Genomic DNA, 20,976 nt, shown 5'->3' on the forward strand with positions numbered 1-20,976 from the left:
GGGCGCAAGATGTGGGGTGTCGCGCCCTTGGGCTAGCGGAGAAGCCTCCGGCGGGAGTATTTGGATCAAGAGGAAGCGGCATGATCTTCCTCTTGACGGAAATACTCCCGCCGGAGGTCGCGGCCGGCCCGAGGTGTGCCGGCCGAAAGTCAGCGCCAGCCGAGCGCCGGGGCGACGTGCTTCAGGATGCTTTCGATCACATGGGCGTTGTAGTCGACGCCCAGCATGTTCGGCACCGTCAGGAGCAGGGTGTCGGCCTCGGCGATGGCCTCGTCCTTGCGCAACTCCTCGATCAGCCGGTCGGGCTCGGCGGCGTAGCTGCGGCCGAAGACGGCGCGGGTGTCGTCGATCACGCCGATCTGGTCCTGCTCCGGCCGGCCGCCGCCGAAATACCGGCGGTCGAGGTCGCTGGTCAGGGCGAAGATCGACCGGCTGACCGAGGCGCGCGGCGTGCCTTCATGCCCGGCGGCCTTCCAGGCCTCGCGGAACTTGCGGATCTGGCGGGCCTGTTGCAGGTGCAGCGGTTCGCCGCTCTCGTCCCATTTCAGGGTCGAGGTCTGCAGGTGCATCCCCAAAGTGCCGGCCCATTCCGCGGTGGCGTCGGAGGCCGCGCCCCACCAGATGCGGCTGCGCAAGCCCGGTGAATGCGGCTCCAGCCGCAGCAGGCCCGGCGGATTGGGGAACATCGGCCGTGGGTTGGGCTGGGCGAAGCCCTTGCCCTCCAGCAGGCGCAGGAAGGTCAGCGCATGGTCGCGGGCCATGTCCTGATCGGTCTCGCCCTCCGCGGGCGCATAGCCGAAGTGGCGCCAGCCGTCGATCACCTGCTCGGGCGAGCCGCGCGAGATGCCGAGTTGCAGCCGTCCGCCGGCGATCAGGTCGGCCGACCCGGCATCCTCGATCATGTAGAACGGGTTCTCGTAGCGCATGTCGATGACGCCGGTGCCGATCTCGATCCGCTTCGTCCGCGCGCCGACGGCGGCCAGCAGCGGAAAGGGCGAGGCCAGCTGGCGGGCGAAATGGTGGACGCGGAAATAGGCGCCGTCGGCCCCCAGTTCCTCGGCCGCCTCGGCCAGTTCGATGGATTGGGTCAGCACATCGGCGGCCGAGCGGACGGCGGAGCCGCGCTCGTCGGACCAATGGCCGAAGGAGAGGAAACCGATCTTCTTCATGGCGGGGCCTTTCCCGGATCAATTCGCGTTGACGGGGAAGTAGGGCGAAGGCGGCCGTTGCGCCAGTGCGCGGCAGGGCGCCGCCGCGCACAGCGACTGTGCTCTGGCCGAGGCCCTATTCGGGCTCGGCCATCCGCGCCGCCCACATCTCCTGGAAGGCGGGGCGGGACTGGCAGCGGGCGAGCCAGCCCTTCACCTGCGGGAATTCCTCCAGCAGCGTGGGATGGCCCTGGGCATAGCGCAGGCATTCGGCGGTGTTGATGTCGGCCACGGTGAAGCGGTCGCCGACCAGCCAGTCGTGGGTCTCCAGATGGCCCTGCATCCGCCGCAGCGGCCGGCGCAGCTTCTCGGCCGAGACCGCCAGCGCCGCCTGCCCCTCGGGCGAGTCCATGCCGCCCGATTGCAGCGCCGCCATGATCTCCAGCGCCGGGGTCTCGATCCCCGTTGCGGCGAAGAGCGACCACTGCTCCATCAGCGCCTGCTTGGCGGGGTCCTGCGGGCCGAGGTCGCCGCCGTAGCGGCGGGCGATGTGGGAGGTGATCGCCAGCGATTCGGTCAGCAGCAGGCCGTCGTCGGTCAGCGCCGGGATCTGGCCCATCGGGTTGATCGCCAGGAATTCGGCCGAGGCGGTGTTCAGCACCCCGGCCCGGGCGCCGTCGTCCTTCAGCCGGTAGGCCTGGATCACCGGGACATGGGCGAAGGGCGCGCCGCATTCGGCCAGAAGCCAGAGCGGGCGCGAGGCGCGCGAACGGTAGACGCCGTAGAGGGTGAGCATCGGTTTTCTCCGCAGATGCAGCCAGCAGCGCAGCTTTCGCGCAAGTGCGGGGAAAGGTCCATGGCCGATGCGGCAAATCCGCTTGCCGCCCCCCCGGGGGGGTGCGGTAATATGCCCCATGACCAGCGATCCCCGCCCGCCGCAGACAGCCTCGCTTGCCGATCGGGACCAGAGGGCCGAGATCGTCGACCGGCTTTACGACGTGGCGCTGGACCCGATCAAGCTGGAGCATCTGCTGGAGGTCTGGGAGGGCCGCGCCGCGCCGCTGCGGCAGGGCCGGGCGATCCCGCTGGAGGACCCGGAGATCGAGGCGCACATGCAGCGCGCCACGGTGTTCCTGGGCCGCTACGACGCCATCCCCGACAACGCCTATCGCTCGGTGCTGGAGGACATCCCGCGCTCGGCCGCCTTCCTGTCGGACGGCGGCGCGCTGATCGCCGATTGCAACCGGCCGGCGGCGGTGGCCTTCGGCATCCGCGCCGGCGGCCCCTTCGCCGCGCTGCCCTTCGAGGCCGAGGATCGCAGCCTGCTGGCGGGCGTCATCCGCAAGGTGGCGGGCGGCCGGGCCGAGAAGGTGGTGACTTTGCGCATCCGGTCCACCGTCACCGGCAGTCCGGTGATCGTGCGGGTCGGCCGGGTGGAATCGGACCCGGGCCAGCCGCCGCTGGCCCTGGTGCTGTCGACGGAACTGGTCTGGCCCGAGGGCTTCGAAACCACGGTGCAGGAGGCCTTCGGCCTGACCCCCGCCGAGGTGGAGATCGTGCGCGGCATCACGCTCGGCCTGCCGGTCAAGGACATCGCCGAGGCGCGGGGGCGGTCGGCCGAGACGGTGCGGACCCAGCTGCGCTCGATCCTGCAGAAGACCGAGACCCACAGCCAGAGCGAGCTGGTGCGGGTGGTGATCGGGCTGATGGACCTGGCGCTGATCCCGGCCGGCGGCACCGGCCGCTCGGTCCCGATCGGCGGCGCGCTGGAGCCGCGCGAGGTGCGCGAGCTGTGGCTGGCCGACGGGCGGCGGCTGACCTGGATCGAGTTCGGCGATCCCAAGGGCCAGCCGGTGGTCTACATGCACCTGGATTACGGGCTGATCCGCTGGCCGGCCTCGGCCGAGCGGCACGCGGCGGCGCGCAAGCTGCGGGTGATCGTGCCGATCCGCGCGGGCTATGGCACCACCGACCTGCATCTGCGGGCGGCGGACCATCTGGGCGCCGTGACCCAGGACTACATCGCGGTGCTGGACCATCTGGCGGTGCAGGACGCCATCGCGCTGCCGCTGGGGGCCGACCTGCGCTTTGCGATGAACCTGGCGAACCGGCGGCCCGACCTGGTGGCCGGGATCGTCGGCGCCGCCTGCCAGCTGCCCCTGCGGACCGCGGCGCAATACGAGCGGATGGACAAGTGGCAGCGCTTCATCCTCGCCAATGCCCGCTATGCGCCGAAGGTGCTGCCTTTCCTGGTGCAGGCAGGCTTCTCGCTGGCGCGGCGGCTGGGAAAGGACATGTTCTTCGCCCAGGTCAACGGCGGCAGCCCGGCGGACATGGAAGCCTTCGCCCGGCCCGAGGTGCGCGAGGCGATCCTCACCGGCTCGGACGTCTGCCTGACCCGGCAGTGGAGCGCGCACGAGGCCTTCACCCGGGAATGCATCGGCTCGGAGAAGGACTGGTCGGCGGTGGTGCGGGAGTGCAAGGTGCCGGTCCTGCTGCTGCAGGGCGACCAGGACCCGCAGACGCCGGCGCAGTCGATCCGCGAGCTGATGGAGGATTTCCCGCATCTGGAAGTGCGCTTCGTTCCGGAGACCGGGCAGATGCTGTTCTTCAAGGAATGGCCGCTGGTGCTGGACGAGGTGGAGGCGATGGCGGCGCGGCTGGGGTAGGGACGCTTCCGCCAGCCTTCGGCTTGGCGAAGGCGCGTGCCTTCGCCATCACGCAACGGTTCAGCCTGGACCGGCCGGGCCTCAATGGCCCGGCCAGCGCCCGCCCCGCCCCCGGCGGGCGCTTCTCGCCCGCCGGGTCGGGCGCTGGCCTCTCGGGTTTCGTGCCACCACTGTCTCCCGGGACAGCCGCCGCGCACGGGCGGGGCGAGGCAGTGCCTCGCCTGTTCCCGCCCGCCCCATCCCACATCCCCGGCAGGGATTCCTTACCCAAGGTCACTTTCTTTGCCGCCTTACCGCAAACGGGGTATGCGCGGGCGGCGCGGGGCGGTTAAGAAAGCCTCAGTCGTGGTGGCATTTGCGACGCAGCCTTTTGGAACGGAACCTTTTCCCCTTGGCGGGACGGCAGCCTTAGACCAGCTGCCGTCCCGCGCCTCATTCTCCGCCAGGCCACCGGAAGACCCGCGGAATCGGCGGGAATCTTGACCGGGATCAATGCAATTCAGCCGCCGGGGATATAGGATTTCCCCTGTCCAGTCCGACAGGGGAGAGTCCGCATGGAAGATCAGTCGCCGCAGGGAACCGTCCTGCCCGAAACCGCCGCAGCCATCGCCGCGCCCGCCGCACCTGTCCGCCGCCGCCGGGCGCCCGCGGCCCCGGCCGATTCCTCCGGCGGCGCCGGCGAGGGGCTGACCGGGCCGCAGCGATTCCCCGCCGTCGACAGCGACGCCATCCGCGAGGTCTTCGAATCCGGCCGCTATCCCTATGCCCGCCCGATGGGCCGCGCCCCCTACGAGGCCGAGAAGGCCCGGCTGCAGGCGGAACTCCTGAAGGTGCAGATCTGGGCGCAGGAGACCGGGCAGAAGTTCGTCGTGCTGATGGAGGGCCGCGACGCCGCCGGCAAGGGCGGCACCATCAAGCGCTTCATGGAGCATCTGAACCCCCGCTACGCCCGGGTCTGCGCGCTGACCAAGCCCTCGGAGGTGGAGAAGGGGCAATGGTTCTTCCAGCGCTACATCGCCCATCTGCCCACGGCGGGCGAGATCGTCTTCTTCGACCGCAGCTGGTATAACCGCGCCGGGGTGGAGCGGGTGATGGGCTTCTGCACCCCGGCGGAATACCTGGAATTCATGCGCCAGGCGCCGGAGTTCGAGCGGATGCTGGTCCGCTCCGGCATCCGGCTTTACAAATACTGGTTCTCGGTCACCCGCGAGGAGCAGCGCCGCCGCTTCCTCGCCCGCGAGACCGATCCGCTGAAGATGTGGAAGCTGTCGCCGATCGACAAGGCGTCCTTGGACAAGTGGGACGACTATACCGAGGCGAAGGAGGCGATGTTCTTCTACACCGATACCGCCGACGCGCCCTGGACCATCGTCAAGTCGAACGACAAGAAACGGGCGCGGCTGAACTGCATGCGGCATTTCCTGGCCTCGCTGGACTATCCCAACAAGGACCACGCGGTGGTCGGCGCGCCGGACCCGCTGATCGTCGGCCGGGCCAGCCAGGTGCTGGGCGGCAACGGCCATATCCTGGAGGCGGCGCGGCATCCTTCGGTGAAGGGGAGTTGACCGGCTTCCTTGGCGAAGGCCATCGCCTTCGCCACGGCGGAACGGTTCAACCGGGACCGGCCGGGACCATAAGTCCCGGCCAGCGCCCGCCCGCCCCTCGGCGGGCGCTTCTCGCCCGCCCGGGCGGGCGCTGGCCTCTCCGGGTCTCGTGCCGACAGGTCTCCGGTTGATGCGATGCGCACGGGCGGGGGCGAGGCAATGCCTCGCCTTTCTCCGCCCGGGGAGGACGGCGGAGCCCGGGGTGACCTCGCCCTCGGTTGCGGGGACCGCCGATCCGCTCTAGCCTGCCGCCGCGAAAGGGAGCGGTCATGCGGGCAGGGGCGGCACTGGTCTGGGCGGTCGTGGCGGGGGCGGGCGGCCCGGCCCTCGCGCATCCGCATGTCTTTATCGACACCTCGGTCGAAATCCTCCTCGACGACCAGGACCGGGTGACGGCGGTCAGGATCGGCTGGGTCTATGACGAGCTGTTCTCGCTGATGGTCATCGCCGACCGCGAGCTGGACACCGACGCCGACGGCGCCCTGTCGCCGGAAGAAGCGGCGGGGCTGAAGGGCTTCGACATGGAGTGGATGGAGGGCTACCCCGGCGACAGCTACGCGCTGATCGAGGGCCGCGAGCTGACGCTCGGCCCGCCGGAGGAGCCGACGGCGGATTGGGACGGCAGGAACATCCGCACCACCCACTTGCGCCACCTGCTGGCGCCGGTGGAGATCGGCCCCGATACATTCATCGTGCAGGTCTACGACCCGGGCTATTACACCGCCTATTTCATCCCCTTCGACCCGGTGATCACCGGCGGCACCGGCGCCTGCCGGGCCGAGGTCTGGGGGCCAGACCCCGATGCCGCGGACCAGGCGCTGAAGGATGCGCTGCTGGAATATGCGCCGGACCAGGACCTGGAGGCGGATTTCCCCGCCGTGGGCAAGAATTTCGCCGAGGAGGTGCGGGTGACATGCGCCGCGCCCTGATCCTCGCCGGCCTGCCGGTGGCCGTCCTGCTGGGCCTTCTCTGGCTGGCGGGCGGCTTCGACGGCATCCTGCGGGCCGCGGCGGCGGCGCAGCGCGAGACGCAGGATGCGCTGGCCGGCGCGGTGCGGGCGATCCGCTCCGGCGAGCCGGGGGCGGTGGCGGGGCTTCTGGCCGTCAGCTTCGGCTATGGCGTTCTCCATGCGGTGGGGCCGGGCCACGGCAAGGCGCTGATCGGCGCCTACGGGCTGGCGCGGCGGGTGCCGGTGCTGCGGCTGTCGGCGCTGGCGCTGGTCTCCTCGCTGGCGCAGGCGGCGGTGGCGGTGGCGCTGGTCTACGGTTTGGTGGCCCTTCTGGGCCTGACCCGGCAGGCGGCGACCGGACTGGCCGAGGGGATGGTGCCCCTGATCGGCAACCTGATGATCGCCGGCCTTGGCCTCTGGCTGCTGGCGCGCGGCCTTGCCGGACTGCTGCGGCGGCAGGCGCAGGAGCGCGACTATGACCACCATCATCCCCACCACGACCATGGCCCCGACTGCGGCTGCGGCCATGCCCACGGGCCGACCGTCGAACAGGTGGAGCGGCTGACCGGCTGGCGCGATGCCGCGCTGCTGGTGGCCGGGATCGCGCTGCGCCCCTGTTCCGGCGCGCTGTTCCTGCTGATCCTGACCTGGCAGCTGGGCATCGGCGCCGCCGGCGTGGCCGGGGCCTTCGCCATGGGCCTGGGCGTGGCGCTGGTCACCATGGCGGTGGCCGCACTGGCGGCCTGGGCGCGGGAAGGCGCGGTCCGGCGCCTCTCCGGCGGCGCGCTGGCCCGCGCCCTGCCGCTGGCCGAGGCGCTGTTCGGCGCGGTGATCCTGGCGGCCGGGCTGGTGCTGGCGGGCCGCGCACTCTGAGCCGCTGCCACACGCTGCGCTGCGGCGGATTTCGCCCCTTGCCCCGGCAAAAATGCCCCGGCATACCGGCGCGATGACCCGCAACCTGACCTATTCCGCCCATGCACGGGCCACGCTCGTGCTGGGGCTGCCGCTGATCGGCTCGCATCTGGCGCAGATGGCGCTGCATGTGGTCGATACGGTGATGATGGGCTGGTATGGCATGGTGCCGCTGGCGGCGGTGGTGCTGGGCTCGGCCAGCTTCTTCATCGTCTGGGTGCTGGGCGCGGGCTTCTCCAAGGCGGTGATGCCGATGGTTGCCGGCGCGCTGGCGCGGGGCGACGAGACCCAGGTGCGGCGCGACACGCGGATGGGGCTCTGGCTGTCGATCCTCTACGGGCTGGCGGTCTATCCGCTGTTCTGGTGGTCCGGCCCGATCCTGGACGCGCTGGGGCAAAGGCCGGAGGTGGTGGAGATCGCCGAGGGCTTCCTGCGCATCGCCGGCCTCGGCATGGTGCCGGCGCTTTGCGTCGCGGTGCTGCAAAGCTATCTGGCGGCGCTGGGCCGGACCCAGGCGGTGATGTGGGTCACGCTGGCGGCGGTGGGGCTGAACGCGGCGCTGGCCTGGGCGCTGATCTTCGGCAACTGGGGCGCGCCGGAACTGGGCGCGCGCGGTGCGGCGCTGGCCTCGCTGACCGTGCAGGTGGCCTCGCTGCTGGCGCTCTGGGCCTATGCCGCCTGGTTGCCGGCGCTGCGCCGATTCCACCTGTTCCAGCGCTTCTGGCGGCCGGACTGGGCGGCCTTCGGCCAGGTGCAGCGGCTGGGCTGGCCGATCGGGCTGACCTCGGTGGCCGAGGGCGGCCTCTTCCACGCCAGCGCCCTGATGATGGGCTGGGTCGGCACCGCCGAGCTGGCGGCGCATGGCATCGCGCTGGAGGCCGCGGCGCTGGCCTTCATGCTGCATGTCGGCTTGTCCAGCGCGGCGACGATCCGGGTCGCCAGCTTCCTCGGCACCGGCGAGGTGCGGGCTCTGCGGCGGGCGGCGGCGGTGTCGGTCGTGCTGTCGGTGGCGGTCGCGGTCGTGGTGATCGGCCTGTTCCTGAGCTGGCCCGAGTTCATCATCGGCCTCTTCCTCGACGAAACCAAGCCGGAAAGCGGCGCGATCCTGGCCTTCGGAGTGACGCTGCTGGCGCTGGCGGCGCTGTTCCAGCTGGCCGATGCGATGCAGGTGATGGCGCTCGGCCTGCTGCGCGGGTTGCAGGACACCAAGGTGCCGATGGCGCTGGCGGCGGTCAGCTACTGGATGATCGGTGTGCCGGCCAGCTATGTGCTGGCCTTCCCGCTGGGCCATGGCGGCGTCGGGCTCTGGCTGGGGCTGGTGATCGGGCTGATCGCGGCGGGGGCCAGCCTGATGCTGCGGTTCTGGGCGCTGGCCCCGAAGGGGTAGCCGTTGCGCCTGTGGCCGGCCCCCGGGGCGCTGCCCCGGACCCCGGGATATTTATGGACAGATGAAACGGGGGTCAGCGCCAGAGGTTTGCATGGCTGGCGAAACGGCCCTGCAGCTTGGCGACCAGCCGGTTCCACGCGCCCGAATGGGGGATGTCGCCCGTCGCCAGCCGCTCCAGCGCCACTTCGGGCGGGCAGGGGCGGCGGCTCACCGGGTCCCAGTAGCGCGGATAGGCGATCAGCGCGGCATGGACCAGGTGGAGCAGGTCGGGCCGCGGCTGCAGGCTGCCGTCCTCGCGCCGCAGCCGGCGGCGGGGGACCGGGCCGAGGTCGGTGGTCAGCCCCCAGCCGGCATAGAAGGGCGCGCCGAGGGTCGTCACCTTCTTGCCGCGGAGCAGCGCCTCGAAGCCGGTGAGCGAGGTCATGGTCCAGACCTCGTCCACCTGCGGCAGCAACGCGGCGATGTCGGTGCGGGGAAGGATCATGTCGGCATAGTCCAGCGCCTCCGCCTCCGGGATCGCGCCGGGGCGCAGGCCGGCCTCCACATCGGGATGCGGCTTGTAGAGGATCACCGCCTCCGGGTTGGCCTCCCAGGCTGCGCGCAGCAGGCCCAGGTTCGTGCGCACCTCGCCGCCGCCCTTCAGGATCGAGGCGTCGTCCTCCACCTGGCCGGGGACGAGGATGCGGCGGCCCTCCGGCAGGGCGGGGGCGCCGCCGCCGAGGTTGTATTTGGTCAACTGCGCGGCGCGGAGCGCTTCCAGCAGCCGCTCGGCCCGGGCGCGGCCGCCGGGGGGAAGGGGAGAGAGCAGCAGTTTCTCCAGCCGCGAGGGGCGGCTGGGATCGTAGTAGATGCCGAGGTCGTCGGTCACCAGCGACAGCGGCGGCACCAGTTCCGCGCCAAGTCCGCGGGAGCGCAGGAAGCCGTCCTCCACCCGCAGGCAGGGGGCGGCGAAGCCCTCCGGTTCCTTGCCGGCCCAGATCAGCAGGGGGCGGTCCAACCGCGCGGCGGTGGCAGCGGCGGCGGCAGGGTCGTCTTTGAAGATCAGCGGCTTCTCGTGCCCGAATACCGCCTGCAACCGGCTGCGCTTCCAGGCCCGCATCCCGGCGGCGACATGGCCGCGGCGGTCCTGCCGGAAGGCGCGGGTCTCGGCCTCCAGCTGGTCCAGCGCCTCCTCGAAGCTGCACAGCCGGTCGCGGCAGGGATCATACCAGACCGGCGCCAGGATCATCGCCGCGGCGAAAAGCTGGTTGCGGGTCAGGGTCCGGCCGCGGCGCGGCGGCGGCGTGCGGTCATGGGTCAGGCCCCAGCCGGCATAGAAGGGCTGGCCCCAGACATGGGGGCGGTGGCCGGCCAGGATCGCCTCGAACCCCAGTTGCGAGGAGATGGTGTAGACCGCAATGGCCCCGTCCAGCAGCGCCCAGGGGGAGACGGGATCGGCCAGCAGGGTGATGCCCGGCCCGGCATGGCGGGGGCCGTGATGGCCGGGGCGCAGGCCGGTCGCGGTCTCGGGGTGGGTCTTGATCACCACCGGCGCATGGGGATGGGCCTCGCGCGCATGGGCCAGCATCTCGTCGAAGCTGGCCTGCGTCGCGCCCGAGGCGCGGACCGAGGCATCGCCGGCGGTCTGGTCCACCACCAGCACGTATCCGGGCGGCGGGGGCGGCAACTCCGGGGCGTGGATGTTGTATTTGGACAGGTCCAGCTGACGGATACGCTCATATCCCTCCCTCGCGCGGGCAAGGAGATTGGAATTGTCCAACAGATCCGTGGCGAGGATATGCTCCAGCGCCGAGGGCGCCGCGGGGTCGAAATGCACCCCGCGCGGGTCGACCAGCAGGCCGAGCGGCGGATCGCCTGCCCGCCCGAGGCGCAGGCTGCGCAGGAAGGCATCCTCGATCCGCACCAGCGGCAGGCTGCGGCGGGCGGCCAGCCGCTCCCCCCGCCAGGCGGTTGGGCTGGCACCCCAGACCGCCACGCCGTCGCCCGCCCCCGGAAGGCCGAAGCGCAGCTCGTGGCCCATCAGCGCCAGGATGCGCCGCAGCCGGCGGTCGCGCAGGAAGGACAGGTTCTGGTGGAAAAGCCGCCGCGGGATCGCCACGGCGGCCTCGGGCTTCGGATCGCGTTCGACGGCCACGGGGGCCTCAGCTGCCGCTGCCGTTCAGCGTGTCGGCGGTGGAGGCGATGTTGGCCGTGGCCCCGGTCGCCCCGGTCAGCGCCGAGAGCGTCTTGTTCCACTGGACATAGGGCGCCTCGGTCACATAGACGGTGTCGCCGTCGCGGATCAGGAAGTCGCGCGCCTCGAACATGCCGTTGGGCCGGGTCAGGTCCAGCACATAGACCATGCGCTGGTCGCCGCGCAGGTCGTTGCGCCCGAGCACGATATTGGCGATCTCCGCCGGCTCGTTGCGGAAGACGAAGACGCCGGTCGGGTCGGCGGCCATGGTCTGCAGGCCCCCCACGGTGGCGATGGCCTCGATGGCCGAGAGGGTTTCCGACTCGAAGGGCACCAGCGCCTGGCTGCCGGTGGCGCCGAGTGCGGTGAAGCGGCGTTCGTCCTGCTCGATCACGATCTGGTCGCCGGGGCGCAGCGCGATGTCCAGCGCCGGGCTGGACCACAGGTCCTTGAGCCAGACCTTGCCGGTCTTGCCGGCGCGGGTGACGCGGACGATGGCGACGGCGGGCTCGATCGCCACGCCGCCGGCCTTGGCCAGCATGGCGGCGAGCGTCCGCGTCGGCCGCTCGATGGGGTAGACGCCGGGCGCCATGACCGAGCCGGAGATGGTGACCGAGGAGCCGTCGCCAGCCAGGCGGCTGACGGTGACCTGCGGGTCGGGGGTCTGGGCGTCCAGCTTGCGGGTGATCGCCTGCCGCAGCCCGTCGGGCGTCTGGCCCGCCGCCCTGATCCTGCCGGCATAGGGGATGAAGATATAGCCCTGCCCGTCGACCTGCACCTCGGTCAGGGCGCTGACGCGCTGGCCGGTGTTGCCGAGAAGCGGGTCGTCCTTGACGTTCTCGAAGATGGTGATCGCCAGCGTGTCGCCGGGCGACAGCGTGTCCGAGCCGACGACGCCGGCCCCCTTGAAGGCCGAGGAGAAGCCGAAGGAGGGCAGCACCGCGGTGGCCCGGGTGACGCGAGGGTTTACGGTGACGACGAAGGCATCGCCGCCGTTCAGCACCGAGCCTGCGAAGATTTCCTTCTTGTTCGGACCGGGGCGCGGCAGACCGCAGCCTGCGGCCGTCGTAAGGCACGCAAGCGCGCCGAGGACCGAGGCCCTCCGGGTCATCCTGATGTCCACTGCTCGGGCTCCTTCTCGGATTTGCCTCAAGTTTTGCCCGCAAGCATAGGGAATCCGCGGGGAAAATGAAAGCGCGGCGTTTTTGCGGCCTCAGTTCACCACGCGCAACTGTTGCCGAGGTGCCGCGTTGCCGCTTTCCAGCGCGTCGTAGGGGTCCTGCGCGGAGAGCATCATGTCTACCACCTGTCGTAGCAATTCGCGCCGCCCCCGCGAAGAGTAGAAGCCGCCGGGCACCTGGCTGGTTTCCAAGAGGTAGTGGCGGTAATCGCGGTAGGCGCGGGTGTCGGGGCGTGTGGCTTGGGCGAAAAACTGCTCGATCGGCTGCGGCGAGACGAATTCCGGCTTGGAATAGACCGCCCGGCCGAAGGCCTTCAGCGGCAGCGACCGCCACAGCACCTGCTGCCCGGCGGTGGAATTCACCGTGACGGCGCTGCGCGCCTGGTTCAAGAGACCGGCTAGCTTGCCGCCGCGGACGAAATGCACCCGCTCGGCCACGCCATGTTCTCGGGCCAGCCGGTAGATCTCGCGCTTCATCGCCACGCGGCCGTCTTCCAGCGGGTGGGCCTTGAACACCAGGTGGTGATGCGGCGCCGCGCCCTTGGCGAAGCCCTCGGTGACCAGCGTCAGGAACTCGGTCATGGTGGTGAAGGGGGAATGGTCGCGGAAGCTGGCGTCATGCGCCAGTTGCAGGATGACCAGGTGGTAAGGGAAGCCGCCGAAGCGGATGCGCCAGGTGGCGAGCCGGCGTTCCAGCGCGTGGAAGGGCATCAGCGCCAGCCGCTTGAGGTAGAGCCGGAACTCCTGCCGCACGGTCAGGGCGCGGTGGGGGCGGAAGTTGCGGTAGTCCCAGAAGCCGGTCATCACGAACCAGTGGTAGAGCGCGCCCCAGAACACATGCTGGCGCATGTCGCCCCAGCGGGCGGGGGCGTCGGGCAGGTCCATGTCGGCCTTCTCCAGCGCCCGGCGCATGTCGGCGACGGTCAGGTCCATCAGCCGGGAATGGCCGTTCGCCCCGCCGCGTTCGTAGGTGATCCAGTAGGGGCGGAGATAACCTTCCTCGAACACATGCACGATGATGTTGCGGGCGCGGGCGATCTCCACCGCGCGGGCGTGGATCGGGCGGGTGTCGCCGTAGAGCACCAGGTCGGTGACGGATTTCTCGTCCAGCAGGGCGGCGAAGGTGGCGGGCCAGTCCTGCGCCGTGCCGCGGAAGGGGATGTAGGACCTGCCGTCCGGCCAGAACGCCCGGTCGCCGCGGTTGAAGCCGACGCGCCAGCAGGTGGCACCCGACCGCCGCAGCATGGCGGCAAGGCGCGCGAACCAGGGGCCGTGCGGGCCCTGGAGAAAGAGGAATGTCCTGCCCTGGCCTGATAGCCGCATCGTTACCGCACCCTTGCCCCGCCCATAGGCCCGGATCGCGCTTCTGTGAAGGGGGAACCTCGCGGGTGCGACATCCCTAACTGCGGAGAAGGGCGGAAATGGGGCGATGGGGTGGCCTATACCCTCGGGGTCTTCCCCGACCGTGTTGGCGAAGGCGCGTGCCTTCGCCACAGTGCGCCATTTCAACCAGGACCGGCCGGGCCCTCAAGGCCCGGCCAGCGCCCGCCCCGCCCTCGGCGGGCGCTTCTCGCCCGCCGGGTCGGGCGCTGGCCTCTCGGGGTCTCGGGCTGTCAGCGTTTCCGGGTGATAAGTTTCGCACGGGCGGGGCGAGGCAATGCCTCGCCTGTTCCCGCCCGACGCGGTGGTCCTGAGGGAAGCTGGTCGCCCCAAGGGCTTGCCTTGCCGCTTGCCACAGGCTTAGGTCTCAGCCGGACAAGACGGGAGAGGCGGCCATGTTCACCGGTATCGTGACCGACGTGGGGCGGGTTCTGGATCTGCGGCAGGAGGGCGACCTGCGGGTGCGGATCGGCACCGCCTACGACCCGGGCGGCATCGACATCGGCGCCTCCATCGCCTGCGAGGGCATCTGCCTGACGGTGGTGGACCGCGGCACCGCGGCGGGGCAGGGCTGGTTCGACGTGCAGATCAGTGCCGAGACGGTGGAGAAGACCAACATCGGCCGCAACTCCTGGGCGCCCGGGCGGCGGCTGAATCTGGAGCGCGCGCTGAAGGTCGGGGACGAACTCGGCGGCCATATCGTCAGCGGCCATGTCGACGGCGTGGCCGAGGTGGTGGCGCTGCGCAGCGAGGGCGACTCCCTGCGCGTCACCTTCCGCGCGCCGGAAGACCTGGCCCGTTTCATCGCGCCCAAGGGCTCGGTGGCGCTGAACGGCACCTCGCTGACGGTGAACGAGGTCGAGGGCCGCGACTTCGGCGTCAACCTGATCCCGCATACCCAGGCGGTGACGACCTGGGGCGAGGTGGCCGTGGGCGATGCGGTCAACCTGGAGGTGGACACCATGGCCCGCTATGTGGCGCGGCTGCGGGACTGGGGATAGGCGGCTCCTCGTCGCATTTCATGCGCTCGTCGCGGGCGGGCGGACAGCGAGGACAGCGAGGACAAGGCGAAGCCGCCGGACGAGCCCTGCCGGAACGAAAACGGCGGCTCCGAAGGGCCGCCGTTTCCGCATTCCTGATCCGCAAGCCTCAGGCGGCGCGGCTCAGCAGCACGTCGTCCACCTTCTTCTGCGCGGCGGGCGGTTCCAGCCCGGCAACGGCGGCCACTTCGCGGGTCAGCCGTTCCAGCGCCGCCTCGTAGAGCTGGCGCTCGGAATAGGACTGCTCGCGCTGGTCGTCGGTGCGGTGCAGGTCGCGGACCACCTCGGCGATGGCCATCAGGTCGCCCGAGTTGATCTTCTGTTCGTATTCCTGCGCCCGGCGCGACCACATCAGCCGCTTGACCTTGGCCTTGCCCTTCAGCGTGTCCAGCGCCTTCGACACCACGTCGGGGGCCGAGAGCGGGCGCATCCCGATCTCGGTCGCCTTGTGGGTGGGCACCCGCAGGGTCATCTTGTCCTTCTCGAAATGGATGACGAACAACTCCAGCCGGAAGCCGGCGATTTCCTGTTCCTCGATGGACAGGATCTTGCCGACGCCATGGGCGGGATAGACGACGAACTCGTTGGGACGGAACTCGGGCTTCTTCGACTTGGTCATTCAGTCTCTTCCTCGGGGCGGAGCCAACCGCGACAACTGCCGCCCTGCCGAAGACGATGCCTTCGGCCAGATGGCGGCCATGTCACGAAATTTCCTGTCCCAGGCGAGCAGCTCTGAGGCAGGCGGAAGTCTCCAGTGGATTTCTGTGAAGATCATATAACACAGAATCGGCCCGATTCCAACGGGCACGCGCGGCGAGGCAAGGCGCAGGGGCGCCTGATCCGCAAGGGAAATCCGCCAATGTCACGAAAAACGGACGCCGCGTTTGCGAATCGTGAACAGGTTCAGCGACTCACCCCCTGCGGGGCGGGCTCAGTCGCCGGTGCCGGGCGCCTCGGAGAAATACTTCTGCAACTTGTTCGGTTCGCCGTCGCGTTCCTCGTAGCCCGGCAGCGGGTCCTTCTTCTGGGTGATCACCGGCCAGACCTGGGCATATTTGCGGTTGAACTCCACCCATTCCTCCATGTCCGGCTCGGTGTCGGGACGGATGGCGTCGGCGGGGCATTCCGGTTCGCAGACGCCGCAGTCGATGCATTCGTCCGGGTGGATGACCAGGGTGTTCTCGCCTTCGTAGAAACAGTCGACCGGGCAGACCTCGACGCAGTCGGTGTATTTGCAGGCGATGCAGTTGTCGGTGACGACATAGGTCATGGTCGGGTTCCGGCGCGGATGGCGTGAGCCGATTGGCTTGGCGGGTGCTCAGGGTCTAGCTAGTCCAGCCCTGCGGATCATTCAAGCGGCCCCGGTGCCGCAGCGGGCGCGTCGAGGTCAATAAAGAGCGTCGTCGCCTCCGAGGCCGGGCCGCGGCGGACGCCCGTTCCGAGAATTCTTATAAGCCGGATATTTCTTCCCTGCGGGAAGGTCAGCACGTCGCTGGGGCCGACCTCGCGCGAGGGGCGGGCGACCGGCTGGCCGTTCACCCGGACATGGCCCTCTTCCACCACCGCCGCCGCCAGGCTGCGGGTCTTGAAGAACCGCGCCTGCCAGAGCCACTTGTCGATCCGCAGGCGGGGGGCAGGGGCGGGTTGGCCGCCCGTGTCCCTGCTGCCCGGCCCGGCCAAGCGTCAGACCTTGCCCTTCAGCGCCAGCAGGGCGGCGAAGGGGTTGTCGGGGTCGATGGGCTTTTCGGCGCGCGGGGGACGGGCCTCGAACTTGCGTTCGCGAGGGGCGTCCTTGGCGCCGTCGCGCTTGCCCTTGGGCCCGGGCTTGCCGCCCTTGCCGTGGAAGTCCTTGCGGCCCTCGCCCTCTTTCCGCTCGCCGCGCGGGCGGTCGCCCTGCGGCTTGTCGCCCCGGGGCCTGTCTCCCTGCGGCCTGTCTCCCTGAGGTCGTTCCCGGCGGGGCTGGCCTTCGGGGCGCGGCCCGCGTTCGGGGCGCTGGAAGCGGGGGCGGGGCGCCCAGGTGAAGGTGAAGAACACCTCCATCTCGGCCGGTGCAGCCTCCTCGCCGGCCTCGGCGGGCGGCGCCTCGGGCTCGTCCGGCACCGGCGCCAGCAGCGAGACCTCTTCCGGGATCGGCTGGCCTGCGGCGGCGGCGGCCTCGATGGCCTCGTCGATGGCGGCGGGCGGAACGACGGGTTCGGCCACCTTCACCTTCGGTCGCTCGCCCTTCTCGCCCTTGTAGCCGAGGCCGGCCATCAGGTCGGCGAACTGCTCCAGCGTCATGCCGGTGATCGACAGCATGTCCGGCGTCGCCTCGAAGCCCGCCCGGCTGTCCTTCTGCCGCAGGATGTCGGCCAGACGCTCCAGCATGTCGATGCGGATCGCCCGCGTCCCGGCGGGGTGGTAGCCCGACAGGGTGTAGTGCTGCTTCGGCACCTCGGCGATGTTGGGGATGGTCACCAGCCCCGGGGGCGGGCTTTCGGGGAACTCGGCCAGACCGTTCCACAGCGACCACAGCACCAGCCGCAGCCGCGTCGGCGCGGGCTTCAGCAGCGCCGGCAGGAAGACGGTATACTGGCCGAAGCGCACGCCATGCTTGCGCAGGGAGGCCCGGGCCTCCTGGTCCAGCTCCTTCACCTCCTGCGCCACCGCCTCGCGCGGCAGCACGCCGAGCGATTCCGTCAGGCGGAAGGCGAAGCCGCGGGCCAGGCCCTGCAGCGCCTCGTCCCGGCCAAGGGCCAGCAGCGGCTCATACTGTGCGGCCACCTTGCGGTCGATGAAATGCTGCAGGCGGCGGCGGACCTTCTCGGCCACCTCCTCGCCCGCTTCCTCGTCCACGAAAGGCTCGACCGAGGGTTTCAGCGGATCGGCGCCCTTCACCAGCTTGCCCACCGCGGAAGAGCCCCACATCAGGCCGCCCTGTTCGGTGAAGTCCATCTCGGTGTCCGGCGCGTTGTAGAAACGGTCGGCGCGCAGCGAGAACTCCGGCCGCAAGGCGGCGATGGCGGCCTGGCGCAGGGTCTTGCCCTCGTCGGCGGAGACGGTGGAATCCTGCTGGAAGCGGAAGCCTTCCAGCCGCCCGACGAACTGCCCCTCCACGGTCACTTCGCCCCGGTTCTCGCCCTTGTCGTTCACCTCGGCCACGAGGTCCTCCTTCTGCTTCAACCGCCGCAGCAGCACGGATGTGCGCCGGTCGACAAATCGTTGCGTCAGCGCGGCATGGAGCGCATCCGACAGCCGGTCTTCTACAGCGCGGGTCTCCTCGCGCCAATGCGATTCGTCATCCACCCAGTTCCGCCGCTGGGTGACGTAGGTCCATGTGCGGATATGCGCCAACCGGCGCGACAATGTGTCGATGTCGCCGGTGGTCTTGTCGATCCGCTCGATGGCCTTGGCCAGCCAGTCCGAGGGGATGCGGCCGCCGCCGATCCCGCGGCCGCAGAGGAAGTCGAAGATGCGGGCGAGAAGGGCGAAATGGTCGGACTCCGCGCCGTTGCGGAAATCCGGGATGCGGCAGACATCCCAGAGGAGCCGCACCCGTTTCGCATCGGTCACCCGGGCCGTGACCTCGGGCATCGCCGACAGCGCCTTCAGCGCCAGCACGTCGTCGGCATCCCGGGCGCGGCTGAGCCAGTCGTTCGAGGTCGGCGCCTCCAGGCTGCGGATCAGCCGTTCGGAGGAGCCGAAGTCGAGATCGGCGTTGCGCCACATCAGCTTCTTCACCGGGGCGAAGCGGTGGCTCTCGATGGCCTCCACCAGGTCTTCATCGAAGGGCCGGGCCTCGCCGGTGACGCCGAAGGTGCCGTCCTCGGTATGCCGCCCGGCGCGGCCGGCGATCTGGCCGATCTCCTGCGCGGTCAGCGGCCGCATCCGCCGCCCGTCGAATTTCGAGGTGGAGGAGAAGGCGACATGCTTGATGTCGAGATTCAGCCCCATGCCGATAGCATCGGTGGCGACCAGGTAATCCACCTCGCCCGACTGGTAGAGCGCGACCTGCGCGTTCCGGGTGCGGGGGGACAGCGCCCCCATCACCACCGCGCAACCGCCCTTCTGCCGCCGGATCAGTTCGGCGATGGCATAGACGTTTTCGACGGAAAACCCGACGATGGCCGACCGCGGCGGCATCCGGCTGATCTTCTTCGATCCGGCATAGCTCAGCGTCGAGAAGCGGTCGCGCTTCACATAGGAATGCTGGTGGACGAGGCCCGAGATGGCGCCCCGCATGGTGTCGGCGCCAAGGAACAGCGTCTCCACCAGCCCGCGGGCGTGCAGCAGCCGGTCGGTGAAGACATGCCCCCGCTCCGGGTCGGCGCAGAGCTGGATCTCGTCGACGCAGACGAAATCGGCGCCGATCTCCTGCGGCATCGCCTCGGTGGTGCAGACCCAGTATTGGGTGCGGTCGGGGACGATCCGCTCCTCCCCCGTCACCAGCGCCACGGTGGAGGGGCCGATGCGGGCGACGATGCGGTCGTAGACCTCGCGCGCCAGAAGACGCAGCGGCAGGCCCATGACGCCGGTGCGATGGGTCAGCATCCGCTCGATCGCGTGATGGGTCTTGCCGGTGTTCGTCGGCCCGAGGACCGCCGTCACCCGCCCCGCGGATAGCATCGGGATTACAGCTCCTGCCCCTCGAGGGTCTTCGCCAGCCGGTCGATGGCGTCGTTTACGTCGGCGAGGTGCGGATGTATAGCCTGCACCGCCCGATAGACCTCCAGCGCCTTCTCCGGCCTGTCGCTTTCCTCCAAGAGCATCCCCAGCGTCGCCAGCGCGTCGAAGTTGCGCGGATCGGCCTCCAGCACATGCGCCAGATCGGCCAGCGCCGGGCCGATCTCGCCGGCGGCGTAATAGGCCGCCGCCCGGGCGTGGTAGCCTTCGGCGAAATCGGGGGCATGGTCGACCAGCGCGGTCAGATGCTCGATCGCCGCCGGGATGTTGCCGGCCGACAGCGCGTCCGCGCCCCGCTGCAACAGCAGGTCCATCGCCGGCGAGCCGGACTTCGACCATTCGATGCGGATCTCCGCCTCGATCCGCCCGGCCTCTGCGGCATCCTCGGCCTGCGCCAGCCGGGTATAGAGGTCGTCCAGCTTGGCCTGCCCGGTCAGCGGCGGCGGCGCGGGAACCTCGATGGCGGGCACGTCCTCGGGCGCCTCCTGCGCCAGCGCGGGGGCGCAGGCGAGAAAGACCGGCAGAAGTGCCGCAACGATACGATTGTGTAACCCCGGGCTGGCTCTCATATGGAGATGGTAGCCGAACGGCAGGGGAATGCCAGAGGCGGATGGGTCACGAAAGGGAGACTTGGGGATGAGCACGGTGATCGATAAGGCTGTGGAGCAGCTGTCGGAGAAGGTGTCGGGCGGCTTCGACGGTGTTGCGAAATTCGTCATTCAGGGCGAGGGAGCGATCATGCTGGACGGCACGGGCGTGCGGGCGGGCGACGAGGAGGCGGATGTCACCCTGACCGCCAGCGCCGAGGTGTTCAAGGCCATCCTCGACGGCGAGATGAACCCGACCATGGCCTTCATGACCGGCAAGCTGTCGGTCGACGGCTCGATGGGTCTGGCGATGAAGCTGGGGTCCGTGCTGTCGTGAACGCTCCCTTCGCCCCGCAGCCTGCCCCCTTCCACGCCGCGCTGGCCGATGGCCCGCCGGGCGGGCGGGCCTATTGGCTGCGCGCGGCGGACGGGGTGCGGATACGGGCGGGGCTGTGGGGCGGCGGGTCGAAGGGCACCGTGGTCCTGCTGCCCGGCCGCACGGAATATGTCGAGAAATACGGCCGCGCCGCCGCCGACCTTGTGGCGCGCGGCTGGTCGGTCGCCACTTTGGACTGGCGCGGGCAGGGGCTGGCCGACCGGCTGCTGCCCGACCCGATGTCCGGCCATGTGCGGGATTTCGACGACTATCAGCGCGATCTGGATGCCCTGCTGGCGCTGGTGGCCGAGCAGGGGCTGCCGGGGCCGCTGATGCTGATGGGTCATTCGATGGGCGGCTGCATCGCGCTGCGGGCGCTGCACCGGGGCTTGGGCTTCCGCGCGGCGGTGTTCTCGGCGCCGATGTGGGGGATCATGATGGCGGCCTGGCTGCGCCCGCTGGCGCAGGTGGTCTCGGCGCTGGCCGGGCCTTTCGGCCAGGCGCATCGCTACGCGCCGGGGACCGCGGCGGTGTCCTATGTCGCCGAGGCGGAATTCGCCGGCAACGTGCTGACCACCGACCGCGAGATGTGGGACTACATGAAGGCGCAGGTTCTGGCCGAGCCCGCCCTCGGCCTCGGCGGCCCCTCGATGGGCTGGCTGCGCGCCGCGCTGAGCGAATGCGCCGCGCTGATGGCGCGGCCGGCGCCGGACCTGCCGGCGCTCTGCGTGCTCGGCACCGCCGAGAAGGTGGTGGACCCGGCGCCGATCCACCTGCGGATGCAAAGCTGGCCGAAGGGCCGGCTGGACCTCTACCCCGGGGCGGAGCACGAGATCATGATGGAGGGCCCGGCCATCCGCGCCCGGTTCTTCGACGCTTCGGCAGGGTTGTTCGACGCCAGCCGCTGAA

At 70.3% G+C, this 20,976-nt stretch carries 18 protein-coding genes; 8 read left to right on the forward strand and 10 right to left on the reverse strand.

The genetic code is table 11. The features are described 5' to 3' along the window. Positions 1-149: 149 nt before the first annotated feature. Both G5B31_RS07635 and G5B31_RS07640 read right to left on the reverse strand, forming a co-directional pair. Positions 150-1,169: an LLM class flavin-dependent oxidoreductase gene (locus G5B31_RS07635; protein ID WP_165015559.1), complete on the reverse strand. Its 1,020-nt coding sequence runs from the start codon at positions 1,167-1,169 to the stop codon at positions 150-152. Between the two features lie 115 nt (positions 1,170-1,284). After that, positions 1,285-1,944 (reverse strand): glutathione S-transferase family protein, encoded by a 660-nt coding sequence (locus G5B31_RS07640; RefSeq protein ID WP_165015564.1) that lies wholly within the window; start codon positions 1,942-1,944, stop codon positions 1,285-1,287. 118 nt (positions 1,945-2,062) lie between these two features. On the opposite strand from G5B31_RS07640, the gene G5B31_RS07645 reads away from it, so the two are divergent. The 5 genes from G5B31_RS07645 to G5B31_RS07665 all read left to right on the forward strand — a co-directional run bounded on the left by G5B31_RS07645 (position 2,063) and on the right by G5B31_RS07665 (position 8,669). Beyond that, complete coding sequence (locus G5B31_RS07645; RefSeq protein WP_165015567.1) at positions 2,063-3,817, forward strand: LuxR C-terminal-related transcriptional regulator; 1,755 nt, start codon at positions 2,063-2,065, stop codon at positions 3,815-3,817. 554 nt (positions 3,818-4,371) lie between these two features. After that, entirely contained in the window at positions 4,372-5,382 is a 1,011-nt protein-coding gene (gene ppk2 / locus G5B31_RS07650) for a polyphosphate kinase 2 (protein ID WP_165015570.1), read from the forward strand. A 308-nt stretch (positions 5,383-5,690) separates the two neighbouring features. Next, the gene (locus G5B31_RS07655; protein WP_165015573.1) at positions 5,691-6,350 is read left to right on the forward strand and encodes a DUF1007 family protein; all 660 of its coding nucleotides are present in this window, start codon (positions 5,691-5,693) and stop codon (positions 6,348-6,350) included. Continuing rightward, entirely contained in the window at positions 6,335-7,243 is a 909-nt protein-coding gene (locus G5B31_RS07660; protein WP_165015575.1) for a nickel/cobalt transporter, read from the forward strand. The genes G5B31_RS07655 and G5B31_RS07660 overlap by 16 nt, the downstream gene beginning before the upstream one ends. Positions 7,244-7,316: 73 nt before the next feature. Then, complete coding sequence (locus G5B31_RS07665) at positions 7,317-8,669, forward strand: MATE family efflux transporter (protein WP_165015578.1); 1,353 nt, start codon at positions 7,317-7,319, stop codon at positions 8,667-8,669. 73 nt (positions 8,670-8,742) lie between these two features. Here the strand turns inward: G5B31_RS07665 and G5B31_RS07670 are convergent, their stop codons facing one another. The 3 genes from G5B31_RS07670 to G5B31_RS07680 form a co-directional block, all read right to left on the reverse strand. Further along, entirely contained in the window at positions 8,743-10,803 is a 2,061-nt protein-coding gene (locus G5B31_RS07670; protein ID WP_346763891.1) for a capsular polysaccharide biosynthesis protein, read from the reverse strand. Between the two features lie 7 nt (positions 10,804-10,810). After that, positions 10,811-11,953: a polysaccharide biosynthesis/export family protein gene (locus G5B31_RS07675; RefSeq protein ID WP_165016280.1), complete on the reverse strand. Its 1,143-nt coding sequence runs from the start codon at positions 11,951-11,953 to the stop codon at positions 10,811-10,813. 102 nt (positions 11,954-12,055) lie between these two features. After that, positions 12,056-13,345 carry a capsule biosynthesis protein gene (locus G5B31_RS07680; protein ID WP_165015581.1) on the reverse strand — a complete coding sequence of 430 codons (1,290 nt, stop codon included), beginning with the start codon at positions 13,343-13,345 and terminating at the stop codon, positions 12,056-12,058. A gap of 452 nt (positions 13,346-13,797) precedes the next feature. Between G5B31_RS07680 and G5B31_RS07685 the strand changes: the two genes are divergently transcribed. Then, positions 13,798-14,403, forward strand: coding sequence for a riboflavin synthase (locus G5B31_RS07685; protein WP_165015584.1), 606 nt, complete (start codon positions 13,798-13,800; stop codon positions 14,401-14,403). A 148-nt stretch (positions 14,404-14,551) separates the two neighbouring features. Here G5B31_RS07685 and G5B31_RS07690 read toward each other — a convergent pair whose 3' ends face one another. The 5 genes from G5B31_RS07690 to G5B31_RS07710 all read right to left on the reverse strand — a co-directional run bounded on the left by G5B31_RS07690 (position 14,552) and on the right by G5B31_RS07710 (position 19,673). Next, positions 14,552-15,061 carry a CarD family transcriptional regulator gene (locus G5B31_RS07690; RefSeq protein ID WP_165015587.1) on the reverse strand — a complete coding sequence of 170 codons (510 nt, stop codon included), beginning with the start codon at positions 15,059-15,061 and terminating at the stop codon, positions 14,552-14,554. Between the two features lie 312 nt (positions 15,062-15,373). Continuing rightward, a complete protein-coding gene (gene fdxA / locus G5B31_RS07695) occupies positions 15,374-15,712 on the reverse strand; it encodes a ferredoxin FdxA (RefSeq protein WP_165015590.1) in 339 nt (112 codons plus the stop codon). 77 nt (positions 15,713-15,789) lie between these two features. Beyond that, positions 15,790-16,122: an RNA-binding S4 domain-containing protein gene (locus tag G5B31_RS07700; RefSeq protein WP_165015593.1), complete on the reverse strand. Its 333-nt coding sequence runs from the start codon at positions 16,120-16,122 to the stop codon at positions 15,790-15,792. Positions 16,123-16,125: 3 nt separating this feature from the next. Further along, positions 16,126-19,047: a helicase-related protein gene (locus G5B31_RS07705; protein WP_165015596.1), complete on the reverse strand. Its 2,922-nt coding sequence runs from the start codon at positions 19,045-19,047 to the stop codon at positions 16,126-16,128. 5 nt (positions 19,048-19,052) lie between these two features. After that, complete coding sequence (locus G5B31_RS07710) at positions 19,053-19,673, reverse strand: hypothetical protein (protein WP_165015599.1); 621 nt, start codon at positions 19,671-19,673, stop codon at positions 19,053-19,055. 67 nt (positions 19,674-19,740) lie between these two features. Between G5B31_RS07710 and G5B31_RS07715 the strand changes: the two genes are divergently transcribed. Further along, on the forward strand, positions 19,741-20,028 hold the full coding sequence (locus G5B31_RS07715; RefSeq protein ID WP_165015601.1) for an SCP2 sterol-binding domain-containing protein: 288 nt from the start codon (positions 19,741-19,743) through the stop codon (positions 20,026-20,028). Beyond that, entirely contained in the window at positions 20,025-20,975 is a 951-nt protein-coding gene (locus G5B31_RS07720) for an alpha/beta hydrolase (protein ID WP_346763892.1), read from the forward strand. The genes G5B31_RS07715 and G5B31_RS07720 overlap by 4 nt, the downstream gene beginning before the upstream one ends. Position 20,976: the final 1 nt, after the last annotated feature.

It is taken from the genome of Rhodobacter sp. SGA-6-6, assembly GCF_011043545.1.
GTDB lineage: Bacteria > Pseudomonadota > Alphaproteobacteria > Rhodobacterales > Rhodobacteraceae > Pseudogemmobacter.

Bases quoted from the DNA above. Each gene is read 5' to 3' on its own strand.
- G5B31_RS07635 (WP_165015559.1), bottom strand. From the start codon at position 1,169: ATGAAGAAGATCGGTTTCCTCTCCTTCGGCCATTGGTCCGACGAGCGC.
- G5B31_RS07640 (WP_165015564.1), bottom strand. From the start codon at position 1,944: ATGCTCACCCTCTACGGCGTCTACCGTTCGCGCGCCTCGCGCCCGCTC.
- G5B31_RS07645 (WP_165015567.1), top strand. From the start codon at position 2,063: ATGACCAGCGATCCCCGCCCGCCGCAGACAGCCTCGCTTGCCGATCGG.
- ppk2 (WP_165015570.1), top strand. From the start codon at position 4,372: ATGGAAGATCAGTCGCCGCAGGGAACCGTCCTGCCCGAAACCGCCGCA.
- G5B31_RS07655 (WP_165015573.1), top strand. From the start codon at position 5,691: ATGCGGGCAGGGGCGGCACTGGTCTGGGCGGTCGTGGCGGGGGCGGGC.
- G5B31_RS07660 (WP_165015575.1), top strand. From the start codon at position 6,335: ATGCGCCGCGCCCTGATCCTCGCCGGCCTGCCGGTGGCCGTCCTGCTG.
- G5B31_RS07665 (WP_165015578.1), top strand. From the start codon at position 7,317: ATGACCCGCAACCTGACCTATTCCGCCCATGCACGGGCCACGCTCGTG.
- G5B31_RS07675 (WP_165016280.1), bottom strand. From the start codon at position 11,953: ATGACCCGGAGGGCCTCGGTCCTCGGCGCGCTTGCGTGCCTTACGACG.
- G5B31_RS07680 (WP_165015581.1), bottom strand. From the start codon at position 13,345: ATGCGGCTATCAGGCCAGGGCAGGACATTCCTCTTTCTCCAGGGCCCG.
- G5B31_RS07685 (WP_165015584.1), top strand. From the start codon at position 13,798: ATGTTCACCGGTATCGTGACCGACGTGGGGCGGGTTCTGGATCTGCGG.
- G5B31_RS07690 (WP_165015587.1), bottom strand. From the start codon at position 15,061: ATGACCAAGTCGAAGAAGCCCGAGTTCCGTCCCAACGAGTTCGTCGTC.
- fdxA (WP_165015590.1), bottom strand. From the start codon at position 15,712: ATGACCTATGTCGTCACCGACAACTGCATCGCCTGCAAATACACCGAC.
- G5B31_RS07705 (WP_165015596.1), bottom strand. From the start codon at position 19,047: ATGCTATCCGCGGGGCGGGTGACGGCGGTCCTCGGGCCGACGAACACC.
- G5B31_RS07710 (WP_165015599.1), bottom strand. From the start codon at position 19,673: ATGAGAGCCAGCCCGGGGTTACACAATCGTATCGTTGCGGCACTTCTG.
- G5B31_RS07715 (WP_165015601.1), top strand. From the start codon at position 19,741: ATGAGCACGGTGATCGATAAGGCTGTGGAGCAGCTGTCGGAGAAGGTG.